Here is a 14,369-nt window from a genome sequence, read left to right as displayed (position 1 = left end):
CCTTTTCACTATTCGATATTTGAATACTAGTTGCTTGCTACATATTCTACTACTTTTTCTAACGTGTGTAAAATGGAAGAAGGGTATCTTTGTACTTACTTTTTTCCAGCTGGAAAACCTTTAATTAAGGAAAAAATAAGCAAAAATGATATAATTAGGGGATAGTATAATTGATATGAATCAGAAAATGAAAAGGAGATGAGAACACGAATATGACAAAGTTGATTTTTATGGGAACGCCAGCGTTTTCAGCGACGGTCTTAAGAGGGCTCTTAGCTGATGGAAATTATAACATACTGGCAGTTGTAACCCAGCCAGACCGAGCTGTTGGACGAAAAAAAGTCATCCAAATGACACCTGTGAAAGAAGTAGCCTTGGAATACCATTTACCAGTCTTTCAACCTGAAAAGCTATCTGGTAGCCAAGAAATGGATGAGCTGATGAATTTAGGAGCAGATGGGATTGTGACGGCAGCTTTTGGGCAATTCCTACCAACCAAATTATTGAACTCAGTTGATTTTGCAGTCAATGTTCATGCTTCTCTTCTTCCTAAATACCGTGGCGGTGCTCCTATCCATTACGCTTTGATTAACGGTGATGAACGTGCCGGCGTAACCATCATGGAAATGGTCAAGGAAATGGATGCCGGTGACATGATTTCCAGCGATAGCATTGCTATTGAAGAAAGCGACAATGTCGGTACCTTGTTTGAAAAGTTGGCTGTTGTTGGTCGGGATTTATTATTACAAACCTTACCAGCCTATATTGCTGGTGACTTGAAACCAGTCGCTCAAAATCCAGAACAGGTAACCTTCTCACCAAATATCCAGCCAGAAGAAGAGGTACTGGATTGGAATAAGACAGCTCGTCAACTCTTCAATCACATTCGCGGTATGTATCCGTGGCCCGTTGCCCACACCTATTGGCAAGGGGAACGGTTTAAAATTCAAGAAGCTGTAGAAACAGAAGGTGAAGGACCAGTCGGTCAAGTCATTGCTCGAAGCAAGAAAGAATTGATCATTGCGACAGGTCAGGGAGCCCTTTCTCTGAAAACTGTCCAGCCAGCTGGTAAGCCAAAAATGACCATTGCAGACTTTTTAAATGGTGCAGGTCGAGATATTGCAGTAGGAGATCAATTTGGTGGTCAATAAACATGAAACAGCAAGAAGTCTAGCCTTATCTGTATTGGAACAAGTCTTTGATCAAGGTGCTTACTCGAACATCGCTCTCAATAAGGCCCTAGAATCTTCTCGTTTATCGGCACAGGACAAGGGCTTGGCGACCGAGTTGGTTTATGGGACGGTTTCTCGTAAAATTACCCTAGAGTGGTATTTGGCATATTTTATCGAAGATAGAGAAAAGTTGGACACTTGGGTCTACTATCTCCTCATGTTGAGCCTCTACCAGTTGGTATATTTGGACAAATTGCCCCCCCACGCAGTTGTCAATGAGGCAGTTAATGTTGCCAAGCGAAAGCCTGGAACTGACAAATTTGTCAATGCTATTTTGCGCAAGCTTAGTCAGGATTCGTTGCCGAAACCAGCAGATATTAAAAGAAAGAACAAACGTCTATCTGTTCAGTATTCTGTGCCAGTTTGGTTGATCCAAACCCTGATTGCAGAATATGGCGATGAACGTGCAGAGAAGATTTTCCAAAGCTTACATGATCGGAATAAGGCCAGCGTACGCGTGACAGATGGTCAACAAGTGGAGCGATTGGCAGAGGAGCTAGGCGCCCAACGCTCGCAGTTATCACCAGTTGGGTTGGTTAAATCTCATGGACACTTTGCGGGGACAGATTATTTCAAGGAAGGGCTTATCACTATTCAAGACGAGACCAGTCAATTGGTAGCTCCGACTTTGGATATTCAAGGAGATGAAATCATCTTGGATGCCTGTGCAGCTCCGGGTGGAAAGACCTGTCATATGGCAAGCTATCTTACGGATGGAAAAGTTTATGCGTTGGATTTATATGATCATAAACTAAACCTGATTGAAGAAAACGCACTTCGTTTAGGTCTAGAAGATAAGATTGAGACCAAACGTCTGGACGCCAGTCGTGTTCATGAAACATTTGGCCCTGATACCTTTGATAAGATATTGGTAGACGCTCCTTGTTCAGGTATTGGACTTATCCGCCGTAAGCCAGATATTCGTTATAACAAGGCAGCGATGGACTTTGATTCTCTAAAGACTATCCAGTTGCAGATACTGGACAGTGTTTGCCAAAGCTTGAAAATTGGTGGTATAATAACCTATAGCACATGTACGATTATTGCTAAGGAAAACCAAGAGGTTATTCAAGAATTTCTGCAAAACCATCCCAATTTTGAGCAGGTGACACTAGAACACCCTCAAACAGATATTATGGTGGATGGCTGCTTGTTGATAACCCCTGAACAGTATAAGACAGATGGATTTTTCATCGGTCAACTTAGACGAAAATCCTAGAATAAGAGGAGGAAGTTGCTTAGCAACGATAAAAATTATGGAAATTGCATTACTTACTGATGTAGGACAGAAACGTTCGAACAACCAAGACTATATCAATCGCTACAAAAACCGTGCAGGGATTGATTTGGTCGTGTTAGCTGATGGAATGGGTGGTCACCGTGCCGGCCATATTGCCAGTGAAATGGCAGCAACAGATTTGGGAGCTGCTTGGGTTGATACTCAATTAGTGACCTTAAATGATGTCCGTGAATGGATGGTTGCAATCATTGACGCTGAAAACCAAAAGATTCATGAACTTGGACAGACAGAAGAATACAAGGGGATGGGAACAACGCTTGAAGCAGTTGTTGTCATCGACAACCAAATGATCTATGCCCATGTTGGAGATTCACGAGTTGGATTGATTAGAGATGGTGAATATACACGTCTAACAAACGACCATTCGCTGGTAGGTGCCCTTGTTCGAGCTGGTCAGCTCACAGAAGAAGAAGCACAGCGTCATCCTCAAAAAAATATTGTAACGCAGTCCATCGGACAAGCCGAACCAATTGAACCAGACATTGCCTTGAAAACTCTTGAGGTTGGAGATTACGTCCTTATTAACAGCGATGGCTTAACCAATATGGTACCAACCGAGGACATTCGTGATATTGTATTGAGTGATGTTTCGATTGAAAGCAAGGTAGAAACACTTGTACGTTTTGCTAATAATGCAGGCGGTCTAGATAATATTACAGTAGGTTTGCTTCACATTACGGAGGAGGCTAGGTAATGATTCAAATCGGTAAGATCTTTGCCGGTCGGTATCGAATCGTTCGGCAAATTGGTCGAGGCGGTATGGCAGATGTTTACCTAGCAAGAGATTTGATTTTAGATGGAGAAGAGGTTGCTGTTAAAGTTCTTCGGACCAACTATCAGACAGATCAAATTGCTATCCAGCGTTTTCAACGTGAAGCGCGTGCCATGGCAGAACTTGACCATCCCAATATCGTTCGTATTTCGGACATCGGCGAAGAAGATGGTCAACAGTATCTGGCTATGGAATATGTCAATGGCCTCGATTTAAAACGTTATATAAAAGAAAATGCACCACTCTCCAACGATGTTGCGGTGCGAATTATGGGACAGATTCTCCTTGCTATGCGAATGGCGCACACGAGAGGAATTGTCCATCGAGATTTGAAACCTCAGAACGTCCTTTTGACTTCCAATGGAGTCGCTAAAGTAACAGACTTTGGTATTGCAGTTGCCTTCGCTGAAACGAGTTTGACACAAACCAACTCCATGTTGGGTTCTGTTCACTATCTTTCACCTGAGCAAGCGCGTGGTTCGAAAGCTACCATTCAAAGTGACATTTATGCGATGGGAATCATCCTTTTTGAAATGTTGACGGGTCGCATTCCCTATGATGGAGATAGTGCTGTGACGATCGCTCTTCAGCATTTCCAAAAACCTCTCCCATCTGTTAGAGAAGAGAATGCCAACGTACCTCAGGCTTTAGAAAATGTTGTACTAAAAGCAACGGCTAAAAAATTAAACGAGCGCTATAAGTCGGTTGCAGAAATGTACGCAGATTTAGCTTCGGCTCTATCCATGGATCGTCGGAATGAACCCAGGGTTGAACTAGAAGGGAACAAGGTTGATACAAAAACCTTGCCGAAACTCTCCCAAGCCAATGTTGAAACGAAAGTACCGCATACAAATAGTTCTGCCCAAACTTCTGCGACGGATAAGGGGGCTGGTAAGAAAGAAGTGGCGAAGTCGGGAAATAAGCCTGTTTCAAAACCAAGGTCAGGTATGCGTACACGCTACAAAGTCTTGATAGGGGCTATTTTGTTAACAGTCATAGCGGCTGGACTCATATTTTTCAACACTCCACGAACAGTTACCGTTCCTGATGTATCTGGTCAAACCGTTGAAAAAGCTACAGAAATGATTGAAGTGGCAGGATTGGAAGTTGGAAACATCACAGAAGAAGCGACAGCGACTGTAGATGAAGGCTTGGTAATACGGACCTCTCCGGCTGCAAAGACGACCAGACGTCAAGGAAGTAAGATTGATATTGTAGTAGCAACGGCTGCGATGGTATCTATTCCAGATGTGACAGATAAGGATTCTGATACTGCACGGCAGGAATTGGAGGCTCTTGGTTTCCAAGTGACAATAAAAGAAGAATATAGCGAAAAAGTTGCCCAAGGTCTCGTTATCAAAACAGATCCAGGAGCAAATAGTTCTGCTGAGAAGGGGGCGAAAATTACCCTTTATGTTTCCAAAGGAGTAGCGCCACAAGTTGTTCCAAACGTTGTTGGAAAAACTCAGGAGAATGCTACTCAAATTCTTCAGACAGCAGGCTTCAGTATTGGAACTATTACTCAGGAATATAGCTCATCTGTTACTGCGGGTCAGGTTATCAGTACAGATCCTGTTGCCAATACAGAGTTGACAAAAGGTTCTATCATCAATCTAGTTGTTTCAAAAGGAAAAGAATTGATTATGCCTGATTTAACATCTGGCAATTACACCTATTCACAGGCACGTAGTCAATTACAAGCACTGGGTGTCAATGTGGAAAGTATTGAAAAACAAGAAGATAGAAGCTATTATTCAACGACAAGTGACATCGTCATTGGACAATATCCTGCTGCTGGCGCAACAATTGATGGAACAGTTACCTTGTATGTCTCCGTTGCATCAACCGGTACCAGTAGCGATTCCTCAACAGGAAGTTCCACTAGCACAAGTACTTCAACAGATAGCGGACAATAAAGATGAATAAGGTTGGGCAGATGCCGAACCTTTTTCTCTTGATTAGAGAGCGTAGCTTGTGAGCGGTCCCCTATGCCAAAATTGTTTCCTTCTGTCCATCAAGGGTGATGGGCTAGGAGTGATTTGCATAGTTTGTAGTATGTTTAGTTTATTTTGCTTGTCTTGTTAATTTACTTTGCCGTACCCAAGTACAGCCTGCATCTCGTTGCTTTGAACTAATATTTCCTACTTTGGATGGAGTTCTTTTACTTATTTTTTGTTACAATAGTATAGAAAGGATGGAGAAGATGCGGAAAGTTCAATTTTTTCTACTAATAGAAAGTATGATTTTTACGATGGCAGCCTTTGATGTGGTAGCCAATGAGGCCAGTCGGACCCTGCTACTTTTCTCTGCCTTATTACTCATCATTTGGTACTTCCTAGGAAGAAAAGTCAACAGTGTTTTACTGGTCAGCTCCTTATCTCTATTATTTTTGGTCTTTGTTTTAAATCCCTTCTTCATTATTGGGATTATGCTATTAGTCGTCTACATGCTGATTAATTTCTTTTCACGTTATGAAAAGAGAAACCAATATACCCACATTGTTTTTAATGACTATTCTCTACAGGTTCAAAAAGAGAAAAATAGATGGTTTGGCAATCACGACCACTCTCAAGATAGGTTTGGTTTTGAAGATATTAACATTGTACGCTTGTTTGGCAATGATGTAGTTGATTTGGATAAGACTGTATTAGTTGGCAGAGATAATATTGTTGTAATTCGTAAAACGTTTGGACGGACAAAAATTATTGTTCCAATTGATGTTGAGGTTGCACTTTCAGCAACTAGTATCTATGGACGAGTAAGTTTCCTGGGTGAATCATACTGGGATTTGCGGAATGAAAGTATAGCGGTCAATAGTCCCGATTATCAAGAATCACACAAACGTGTAAAAGTCGTTACCAACAATATACTGGGAGACGTGGAGGTGGTTCGCGTATGAGAAAACGTACCTACCTACTCCTCGCCTGGTTTGCCTGTCTTATTGTTTTTGTGGTGATTGCTTCCACCCTCCCACTTTTAAATTATTCGTTGCTAGATGTTACGCTCTGGATTTCAACGGAGCAGCTCGTGTTTACTCTCATTCTACTAGTTATTGTTTTGACCCTTTTTCTAGCTGTAATGGTACAAACTGTCAGCCTAGCCTCCACTCAGGTTATGCGGACGAAGTTACAAGCTATCTTGAAGAATAAAAGTATTCGAACAGATACCGAAAGTGATCAACTCTTGCTCCAGCTGTCTGATAAGGTCAGAAATCTCACGCGTCAGGTGCAGCTGGTTGACAATCAAGATTTAGTCAAGAAAGAAGAGATTGTTGAGGGAGAACGGAAACGGATTGCCAGGGATTTGCATGATACGGTTAGTCAAGAGTTATTTGCAACGAGCATGATTTTGTCAGGATTATCGTCCAATCTATCCACTCTTCCGCAGGAAACCTTGCAGGAACAGCTGATGCTCGTGAAAGACATGATTGAGTCTGCCCAAAGAGATCTACGCATCCTATTATTACATCTACGCCCAAGTGAACTTGAAAGTAAAACCTTGGTTGAAGGATTTGAGCTGATTTTGCGTGAAGTTAGCGACAAAAGTAATATTATCGTTCATTTCCAACATGAAGTAGAGGAGCTACCGAAACTAATTGAAGAACATCTCTTCCGCATTGCGCAAGAAATTATCAGTAATACCTTGCGACATGCCAAGGCCAAGCATTTGGATGTTTACCTCTTGCAGAAGGAAACAGAACTGCAGTTGAAAATGACAGACGATGGTATCGGCTTCCAACAAGGTGCAGATGATGAATTAAGTTACGGTCTTCAAAACATACGTGAGCGGGTTGAAGACATGGCTGGAACGATAAAAATTCGCACAGCCCCAAATAAGGGAGTGGCGATCGATATTCGTATCCCACTATTGAAAGGAAAAGAAGATGAATACGATTCGAGTGATGCTAGTTGACGACCATGAGATGGTTCGTCTAGGATTGAAAAGTTACTTAAATTTACAGCCAGATGTTGAAGTAGTTGCAGAAGCTAGTGATGGCGAGGAAGGTTTGGCTAAAGCATTAGAAGTTAAACCCGATGTTGTAGTGATGGACTTGGTTATGCCCAAGATGACTGGCGTGGAAGCAACCCTGGCCTTGCTGAAGGAATGGCCGCAAGCGCAGATTGTCATCCTGACCTCCTACCTAGATAATGAAAAAATCTATCCTGTGCTGGAAGCAGGAGCTCGTGGCTATATGTTGAAAACGTCAAGTGCTGACGAAATCTTAGCAGCCATCCGCAAGGTAGCTCTTGGAGAATATGCTATTGAGACAGAAGTAGAGAAAAAAGTAGAGCACCATAAACGCCACCCAGATTTACATGATGACTTAACAGCTCGTGAACGTGAAATCTTGACGCTGTTAGCCAAGGGATATGATAATCAACGAATTGCAGATGAGTCCTTCATTTCCTTAAAAACTGTTAAAACCCATGTTTCCAATATCTTATCCAAACTAGCTGTGAGCGACCGTACTCAAGCAGTTGTTTATGCTTTCCAGCATGGTTTGGTGGCGCAAGAGGACCAATAGTGGTATAATGAAAATTAGTTAATTTTCAACCAAAGGATAGTGGAATTATATGGATGCAAAACTCAGATATAAGGCAAAAAAAATAAAAATAGTCTTTTTTGACATTGACGACACGCTACGTGTGAAGAATACAGGCTACATTCCTGAATCAATTCAGCAGGTTTTCAAATCACTGAAAGAAAAGGGAATTTTAACAGGAATTGCGTCAGGACGAACGCCTTATGGTTTAGTGCCAGAAATCAAGGCCTTAAAGCCAGACTTTTTCGCTATGATTAACGGCTCTTACGTAGAAGATGCCAAAGGTCAGGTAGTGTACCATCAGCCAATGCCCCAAAATTTAGTAGAATCTGTATTAAATTGGGCTAAAGAAATTGGAATCGAATATGGTATGCTTGGTAGTCAAAAAGGGACACTTTCTGCACGAACTGACCGCATTAGTCAAGTAATTGACTTGATTTATGAAGGTTTGGAAACAAACCCAACTTTTTATAAAGAAAATGACATCTATCAATTGTTAACTTTCGAGAAAGATGGTCACGAAGTAGAACTTCCAGAAGAGTTGCAAGCGGAATTGCGTAGTGTTCGCTGGGATGCTATTTCATCGGACATTGTGCTAAAAGGCTCTTCCAAAGCAACTGGTGTTGCTAAGGTTGTTGAAAAACTAGGCCTGAAACCTGAAAATGTCCTAGTGTTCGGAGATGGACTCAACGATATTGAGTTATTCGATTATGCAGGAATTAGTATCGCTATGGGGCATTCGCATCCAGAACTGCAAAAGCATGCAGATTATATCACAAAAAAAGTAGAAGAAGATGGCATTTTTGATGCCTTGGAGAAATTAGGTATGGTAGAAAAAGAAAAATATTTCCCGCAATTAGATTTGGAAAATGTTACAGGGCCAGTTGCGCATATCAAGACTAACCACGGTAAGTTAACAGTAAAGCTCTTCCCTGAAATTGCACCCAAAACTGTAGCAAATTTCGTAGCTCTTTCTAAAGATGGCTATTATGATGGAATTATCTTCCATCGTATTATCAAAGACTTTATGATTCAAGGTGGCGATCCAACCGGAACAGGCATGGGTGGTGAATCTATTTATGGTACTGCGTTTGAAGATGAATTTTCAATGGAAGCTTTTAATCTCAGAGGAGCCTTGTCAATGGCCAATGCAGGACCAAATACAAATGGAAGCCAATTCTTTATCGTTCAAAACCAAAACTTCCCATACAATGCGAAAGAATTAGAACGAGGCGGTTGGCCTAAAGAAGTTGCAGAAGCCTATGTCAAAAATGGCGGAACACCACATCTAGACCAACGCCACACAGTGTTTGGTCATCTAGTTGATGAAGAATCCTTCGTCGTCTTGGATGCTATCGCAGCGGTTGCAACAGATTCAGCAGATCGTCCACATGAAGATGTTGTAATTGAGACCATCGAAATAGAGGATTAAGATGAGAATCGGAGATAAACTCAAGGGGACGGTAACGGGCATTCAGCCGTATGGAGCCTTTGTACAATTAGAGAATGGGACGACGGGCCTAATCCATATCTCGGAAATCAAAACAGGTTTTGTTGATAATATTTATGATCATTTAAAATTGGGGCAAGAGGTTTTGGTACAGGTAGTTGACTTTGATGAATATACTGAAAAGGCTAGTTTATCAATCCGGACCTTAGAAGAAGAACAACAAAAAATTCCGCGTCATCATCGTTTTACAAATGAACGGAATAAAATTGGTTTTTCCCCTTTAGCAAAACAACTTCCGAAATGGATTGAGGAAGCTAAAGGCTATCTCAAAGAACACAAAGAAAAGAAGGTATAGGATGCATTCCTAACCTTCTTTCTTTTTAATCATTAAACTCGTAAAGAGCTGTTGACAAGTAACGTTCTCCGTTATCAGGCAAGATTGCCAACACTTTTTTTCCAGTTCCCAACTCCTTAGCGACTTCGATAGCAGCGTGAATTGCTGCACCTGAAGAAATACCAACTAAGAATCCTTCTTTTCCACCGATAGCACGACCTGTAGCTAAGGCATCATCGGATTTGACACGAATAATGCCATCATAGGCGCTAGTGTCCAAAGTATCTGGAATAAAACCTGCTGAAATACCTTGGATCTTGTGCGGCCCAGGTGCTTCACCAGATAAGACAGCTGATTCATCAGCTTCGACAGCATAGATAGCAATATCTGGATTTGCTGTCTTCAAAACATGCGAAACACCTGAAACGGTACCACCAGTACCAACGCCAGATACAAAGGCATCTAAACCAGTTGTTCCAAAGTCTTCCAAAATTTCCTGTCCTGTTGTATCTTCGTGAACTTTTGGATTGGATGGATTAGCAAACTGGAAAGGAACCCAGCCATTTTTTTCTTCAGCAATCTCTTTTGCTTTGGCGATAGCCCCCTTCATCCCTTCGCTACCAGGAGTCAAGACGAGTTCAGCTCCATAAGCTTGGATAATCTTACGACGCTCAACACTCATGGTTTCAGGCATGACGATAATCACCTTATAACCTTTTGCTGCTCCAACCCAAGCAAGACCGATACCAGTGTTACCACTTGTTGGCTCAACAATAGTATCTCCAGGTTTGATGGTACCAGCCTTTTCAGCATCTTCAATCATAGCCAAGGCGATCCGGTCTTTTACAGAAGAACCTGGGTTAAAGGCCTCTAATTTCACATAAACTTCCGCTGCTCCCTCTGGAACGATATTATTGAGTTTAATAACAGGTGTTTTTCCAACTAATTGAGTAATGTTTTGATAAATAGCCATATGGCACCTCCAAATAATGTTATTATACATTATATAGTAGAAAGTCAAAAAAGGATAATATAAAAAAACTATCTCGCCGATAGCTTTTTTTTAATAGACAGGTACCTCAACGATTCGAGAGTTAGCTTTTTCCGCGAATACTTTTCCGTGGTAAAAGTCAGTAAGACTTGCTAATGTTTGTTCAAGGAATTCTTTATCGACAAAAATCATGGTTGAAACTTCAGTAGTAAACTGGGTATCAAATTCTTCCAGACCTTGCTCAGCTCGCCAATTGGCAAACTCTTGGTATTGGGCGTAGGACATACTAATGGAAATACCTTCCTGCTCCTTGACTTCCACAACACCGATCTCCTTGACTGCATTAGCCACTGCTCCAGCGTAAGCACGAATAAGTCCGCCTGCCCCTAGTTTGATACCTCCAAAATAGCGGGTAACCACCGTTGCGACATTGGTCAGATCGTGATTTTCTAAAACCGTCAGCATTGGCACACCAGCAGTACCAGACGGCTCCCCATCATCTGAGGAACGCTTGATTTCCATATTTTCTCCAAGGACAAAAGCAGAGCAGTTATGAGTAGCCTTGTAATGTTCTTTCTTGATCTTGTTGATAAAGTCGCGAGCTTCCTCCTCGCTGGTCACTCGTTTCATAAAGCAGATAAATCGTGACTTTTTAATTTCTTCTTCAACAATACCATCTTCTCTAATTGTTTTAAATTCTTTCATAACCAAATTGTACTAATTTTTTTTAAAACTGACAAGAAATTCCGAATAAATAAGCGATGAAAGAATTAGAAAATTATTATGGAAGATTATTTACCAAATACCAATTGACAGCAAAAGAAAGAGAAATAGCAGAAAAAGTGCCAAGTATTACAAAAAAGAATAACTGCTTTCGCTGTGGAACAACTTTTGAAGAAGAAAACAAATTGCCAAACGATGCTTATTACTGTCGAGCCTGCTTGCTTCTAGGCAGAGTGCGGTCAGACGAAAAACTCTATCATTTTCCTCAGAAAGATTTTCCAATCACTAAGTGTTTAAAGTGGAAAGGTCAACTAACTGATTGGCAACAAAGAATTTCAGATGGACTAGTTGCAAACGTGGAAAATAATCGTGCGACATTGGTTCATGCAGTAACAGGAGCAGGTAAGACAGAAATGATTTACCACACCGTTGCCTCAGTGATTGATAAAGGCGGAGCGGTTTGCTTAGCCAGTCCTCGAATCGATGTTTGTATCGAACTCTATAAACGTCTGCAAAATGATTTTTCAGTTCCAATTAGTTTACTACATGGAGAGTCTGAACCCTATTTCCGAACTCCATTAGTTGTAGCAACCACACATCAGTTATTAAAATTTTATCAGGCCTTTGATTTGGTTTTGATTGATGAAGTAGACGCCTTTCCCTATGCAGATAATCCCATGCTCTATCGAGCAGCAGACAATGCGGTCAAGGAAGCCGGTGTTCAAGTTTTTCTGACGGCGACTTCAACAGATGAATTGGATAAAAAAGTCAGAACGGGCAAATTAAGCCGTCTTAGTTTGCCAAGGCGCTTTCATGGCAATCCGCTTGTTGTCCCGCAAAAAGTCTGGTTTAGTAAATTCGATGATACTCTAAAGAAAAATAGACTAGTCCCAAAGTTGAAAAAAGCGATTGAAGAACAGAGAAAGTCGAGCTTTCCCTTACTCATTTTTGTCCCAGAAATCTCCAAAGGTCAAGAATTTACCAAGATAATGAAAAAAACATTCCCAGAAGAAACAATTGGCTTTGTATCCAGTCAAACAGAAAATCGCCTTGAAATCGTTGAGGGGTTTCGAAAGAGAGAAATCACAGTATTAATCTCGACTACTATTCTTGAACGTGGGGTAACCTTCCCATGTGTAGATGTCTTTGTTGTTCAAGCCAATCATTACCTCTACACAGCGTCAAGTCTTGTTCAGATTGCAGGCCGGGTCGGCAGGGGTATGGAACGTCCGACTGGGTTACTCCAGTTTTATCATGAAGGAAGTACAGGAGCCATTGAAAAGGCAATCGCTGAAATTAAACAGATGAACAAGGAGGCTGGTTATGTCTAATTGTCTATTGTGCGATCAAGCTATGAAAAATAAAACAAGATTTTCAGATCTCATCTTCTTTAGTAAAGAAAAATCGGGCACCTGTGAAGAATGTTTTTCGACTTTTGAGGAAATAGCAGAGCAACACTGTCCACATTGTTATAAAAATGGAGAATCGGAAAGTTGCAAGGATTGTCAGTACTGGCAGAATCAAGGGAAACCAGTTGTCCACACAGCTTTGTACCAATATAATCAAGCGATGGCACATTATTTTAGTCGCTACAAATTTCAAGGAGACTATGTTTTAAGAAATATTTTTGCTAAAAAGCTTAGAATAGCGTTAAGCCAATTTTCTGATTACACAATTGTTCCCATACCAATTAGTCAAAAACGACTATCAGAACGTGGGTTTAATCAAGTGGAAGGACTTTTGGATGCTACAAATATTCCCTATCAGTCCCTTCTTGGAAAGTATGAAAGCCAAAAACAATCGTCTAAAAATCGAGCAGAGAGACTAGAAGCAAAACAGATGTTCTATCTATTAGATGAAAAAGAAGTGCCAGAAAAGATATTATTATTCGACGATATATACACAACAGGAGCCACAATCCAACTTGCTGTAAAACTTTTCATGAAAATCGGTAGGAAAGAAATCAAAACATTTTCACTAACACGATAAGAAAACGGTTGCAATATTCCTATAATGTGGTATAATAATAGTGAAGAAAGGCGAAAGCCAAGAAAGAGGTACTAATATGATTAAATTCAGTATTCGTGGAGAAAACCTTGAAGTTACAGATGCACTTCGCACCTATGTAGAAGAGAAAGTGGCTAAGATTGAGAAATATTTCAATGAAGAACAAGAGTTGAATGCTAAAGTAAATCTAAAAGTTTACCGTGACAAGCGCGCAAAAGTAGAAGTAACAATTCCAGTTGGAGCAGTTACACTTCGCGCAGAAGATATTTCACAAGAAATGTATGGCTCTATCGATCTTGTAGTAGATAAGATTGAACGCCAAATTCGTCGTAACAAAACCAAGATTGAACGAAAACATCGTCAAAAAGTGGCAACTGGTCAAGTCTTTACAGATGAACTTGTTGAGCAAACAGGTGAGGAAGTAAAAGTGGTTCGTACTAAGCAAGTAGACTTGAAACCAATGGATATGGAAGAAGCAGTCCTCCAATTGGAGTTGCTCGGACATGATTTCTTTATCTATACAGATGCTAATGACGGTACAACAAATGTATTGTATAGACGTGAAGATGGAGATTTGGGTCTTCTAGAGGTACGTCAATAAAGATAATAAAACAGTTGCAGTTTTTGCAGCTGTTTTATCATTTTCAAAAAACCGGTTGACAATGTGTATAAGTCGTGATAGAATAATTGAGTTGTCTCTTGAGGGGCTAGTCAATAGCGGAATGAAAAAAAGTTTCGAAAAAGTGTTGACAAGTTCAGTAGAAGATGATAGAATAATTGAGTTGTCTCTTGAAGAACTAGTCAACAGCGAAACGAAAAAAAGTTTCAAAAAAGTGTTGACAAAGTTTCTAAGAAATGATAAACTAAAATAGTTGTCGCGAGAGCGTGACAACGAACAAGACCTTTGAAAATTAAAGAAGACGAACCAAACGTGCAGGGTGATTTATCTAAGGATAAATCGTCAATGACAAAACAAAACAATAAAACGGAAAGCTAGTGATAGCTTGAGTTTGAATC

At 40.7% G+C, this 14,369-nt stretch carries 14 protein-coding genes; 12 read left to right on the top strand and 2 right to left on the bottom strand.

The features are described 5' to 3' along the window. Window positions 1-212 precede the first annotated feature (212 nt). The 9 genes from fmt (at window position 213) to K5Q22_RS07525 (ending at window position 9,652) form a co-directional block, all read left to right on the top strand. Window positions 213-1,151 carry a methionyl-tRNA formyltransferase gene (gene fmt / locus K5Q22_RS07565; protein ID WP_205014359.1) on the top strand — a complete coding sequence of 313 codons (939 nt, stop codon included), beginning with the start codon at window positions 213-215 and terminating at the stop codon, window positions 1,149-1,151. After that, entirely contained in the window at window positions 1,138-2,451 is a 1,314-nt protein-coding gene (gene rsmB, locus K5Q22_RS07560; RefSeq protein WP_205014360.1) for a 16S rRNA (cytosine(967)-C(5))-methyltransferase RsmB, read from the top strand. The genes fmt and rsmB overlap by 14 nt, the downstream gene beginning before the upstream one ends. Window positions 2,452-2,488: 37 nt before the next feature. Further along, window positions 2,489-3,226: a Stp1/IreP family PP2C-type Ser/Thr phosphatase gene (locus tag K5Q22_RS07555; RefSeq protein WP_004194145.1), complete on the top strand. Its 738-nt coding sequence runs from the start codon at window positions 2,489-2,491 to the stop codon at window positions 3,224-3,226. Then, window positions 3,226-5,220, top strand: a complete 1,995-nt coding sequence (gene pknB / locus K5Q22_RS07550; protein WP_024406397.1) for a Stk1 family PASTA domain-containing Ser/Thr kinase — start codon at window positions 3,226-3,228, stop codon at window positions 5,218-5,220. Before K5Q22_RS07555 ends, pknB begins: the two co-directional genes overlap by 1 nt. Before the next feature lie 323 nt (window positions 5,221-5,543). Then, entirely contained in the window at window positions 5,544-6,203 is a 660-nt protein-coding gene (liaF, locus tag K5Q22_RS07545) for a cell wall-active antibiotics response protein LiaF (protein WP_238138947.1), read from the top strand. Then, a complete protein-coding gene (locus K5Q22_RS07540) occupies window positions 6,200-7,216 on the top strand; it encodes a sensor histidine kinase (protein WP_024384078.1) in 1,017 nt (338 codons plus the stop codon). The genes liaF and K5Q22_RS07540 overlap by 4 nt, the downstream gene beginning before the upstream one ends. Then, window positions 7,188-7,829: a response regulator transcription factor gene (locus K5Q22_RS07535; protein WP_002937025.1), complete on the top strand. Its 642-nt coding sequence runs from the start codon at window positions 7,188-7,190 to the stop codon at window positions 7,827-7,829. Before K5Q22_RS07540 ends, K5Q22_RS07535 begins: the two co-directional genes overlap by 29 nt. A 49-nt stretch (window positions 7,830-7,878) precedes the next feature. After that, window positions 7,879-9,279 (top strand): bifunctional Cof-type HAD-IIB family hydrolase/peptidylprolyl isomerase, encoded by a 1,401-nt coding sequence (locus K5Q22_RS07530; RefSeq protein ID WP_024377222.1) that lies wholly within the window; start codon window positions 7,879-7,881, stop codon window positions 9,277-9,279. A gap of 1 nt (window position 9,280) precedes the next feature. Next, on the top strand, window positions 9,281-9,652 hold the full coding sequence (locus K5Q22_RS07525) for a S1 RNA-binding domain-containing protein (RefSeq protein ID WP_205014361.1): 372 nt from the start codon (window positions 9,281-9,283) through the stop codon (window positions 9,650-9,652). A gap of 25 nt (window positions 9,653-9,677) precedes the next feature. Here the strand turns inward: K5Q22_RS07525 and cysK are convergent, their stop codons facing one another. Next, entirely contained in the window at window positions 9,678-10,604 is a 927-nt protein-coding gene (gene cysK / locus K5Q22_RS07520) for a cysteine synthase A (RefSeq protein WP_002937015.1), read from the bottom strand. A gap of 90 nt (window positions 10,605-10,694) precedes the next feature. Beyond that, entirely contained in the window at window positions 10,695-11,327 is a 633-nt protein-coding gene (locus tag K5Q22_RS07515) for a YigZ family protein (protein ID WP_024406393.1), read from the bottom strand. A gap of 56 nt (window positions 11,328-11,383) precedes the next feature. On the opposite strand from K5Q22_RS07515, the gene K5Q22_RS07510 reads away from it, so the two are divergent. The 3 genes from K5Q22_RS07510 (at window position 11,384) to hpf (ending at window position 13,953) form a co-directional block, all read left to right on the top strand. Beyond that, entirely contained in the window at window positions 11,384-12,676 is a 1,293-nt protein-coding gene (locus tag K5Q22_RS07510) for a DEAD/DEAH box helicase (RefSeq protein ID WP_205014362.1), read from the top strand. Further along, entirely contained in the window at window positions 12,669-13,334 is a 666-nt protein-coding gene (locus tag K5Q22_RS07505; RefSeq protein WP_205014363.1) for a ComF family protein, read from the top strand. Before K5Q22_RS07510 ends, K5Q22_RS07505 begins: the two co-directional genes overlap by 8 nt. Before the next feature lie 76 nt (window positions 13,335-13,410). Next, window positions 13,411-13,953: a ribosome hibernation-promoting factor, HPF/YfiA family gene (hpf, locus tag K5Q22_RS07500; protein ID WP_014637536.1), complete on the top strand. Its 543-nt coding sequence runs from the start codon at window positions 13,411-13,413 to the stop codon at window positions 13,951-13,953. The last annotated feature ends 416 nt before the right edge of the window (window positions 13,954-14,369 follow it).

It is taken from the genome of Streptococcus sp. 2018162, from assembly GCF_019754175.1.
Lineage (GTDB): Bacteria > Bacillota > Bacilli > Lactobacillales > Streptococcaceae > Streptococcus > Streptococcus hashimotonensis.
This window is presented reverse-complemented; position numbering and strand designations above follow the sequence as displayed.

What these genes read in the sequence shown, in the direction of transcription:
- K5Q22_RS07535 (WP_002937025.1), top strand. Translation starts at nt 7,188, where the DNA reads ATGAATACGATTCGAGTGATGCTAGTTGACGACCATGAGATGGTTCGT.
- liaF (WP_238138947.1), top strand. Translation starts at nt 5,544, where the DNA reads ATGATTTTTACGATGGCAGCCTTTGATGTGGTAGCCAATGAGGCCAGT.
- hpf (WP_014637536.1), top strand. Translation starts at nt 13,411, where the DNA reads ATGATTAAATTCAGTATTCGTGGAGAAAACCTTGAAGTTACAGATGCA.
- K5Q22_RS07515 (WP_024406393.1), bottom strand. Translation starts at nt 11,327, where the DNA reads ATGAAAGAATTTAAAACAATTAGAGAAGATGGTATTGTTGAAGAAGAA.
- K5Q22_RS07510 (WP_205014362.1), top strand. Translation starts at nt 11,384, where the DNA reads ATGAAAGAATTAGAAAATTATTATGGAAGATTATTTACCAAATACCAA.
- pknB (WP_024406397.1), top strand. Translation starts at nt 3,226, where the DNA reads ATGATTCAAATCGGTAAGATCTTTGCCGGTCGGTATCGAATCGTTCGG.
- K5Q22_RS07525 (WP_205014361.1), top strand. Translation starts at nt 9,281, where the DNA reads ATGAGAATCGGAGATAAACTCAAGGGGACGGTAACGGGCATTCAGCCG.
- cysK (WP_002937015.1), bottom strand. Translation starts at nt 10,604, where the DNA reads ATGGCTATTTATCAAAACATTACTCAATTAGTTGGAAAAACACCTGTT.
- K5Q22_RS07505 (WP_205014363.1), top strand. Translation starts at nt 12,669, where the DNA reads ATGTCTAATTGTCTATTGTGCGATCAAGCTATGAAAAATAAAACAAGA.
- K5Q22_RS07530 (WP_024377222.1), top strand. Translation starts at nt 7,879, where the DNA reads ATGGATGCAAAACTCAGATATAAGGCAAAAAAAATAAAAATAGTCTTT.
- K5Q22_RS07540 (WP_024384078.1), top strand. Translation starts at nt 6,200, where the DNA reads ATGAGAAAACGTACCTACCTACTCCTCGCCTGGTTTGCCTGTCTTATT.
- K5Q22_RS07555 (WP_004194145.1), top strand. Translation starts at nt 2,489, where the DNA reads ATGGAAATTGCATTACTTACTGATGTAGGACAGAAACGTTCGAACAAC.
- fmt (WP_205014359.1), top strand. Translation starts at nt 213, where the DNA reads ATGACAAAGTTGATTTTTATGGGAACGCCAGCGTTTTCAGCGACGGTC.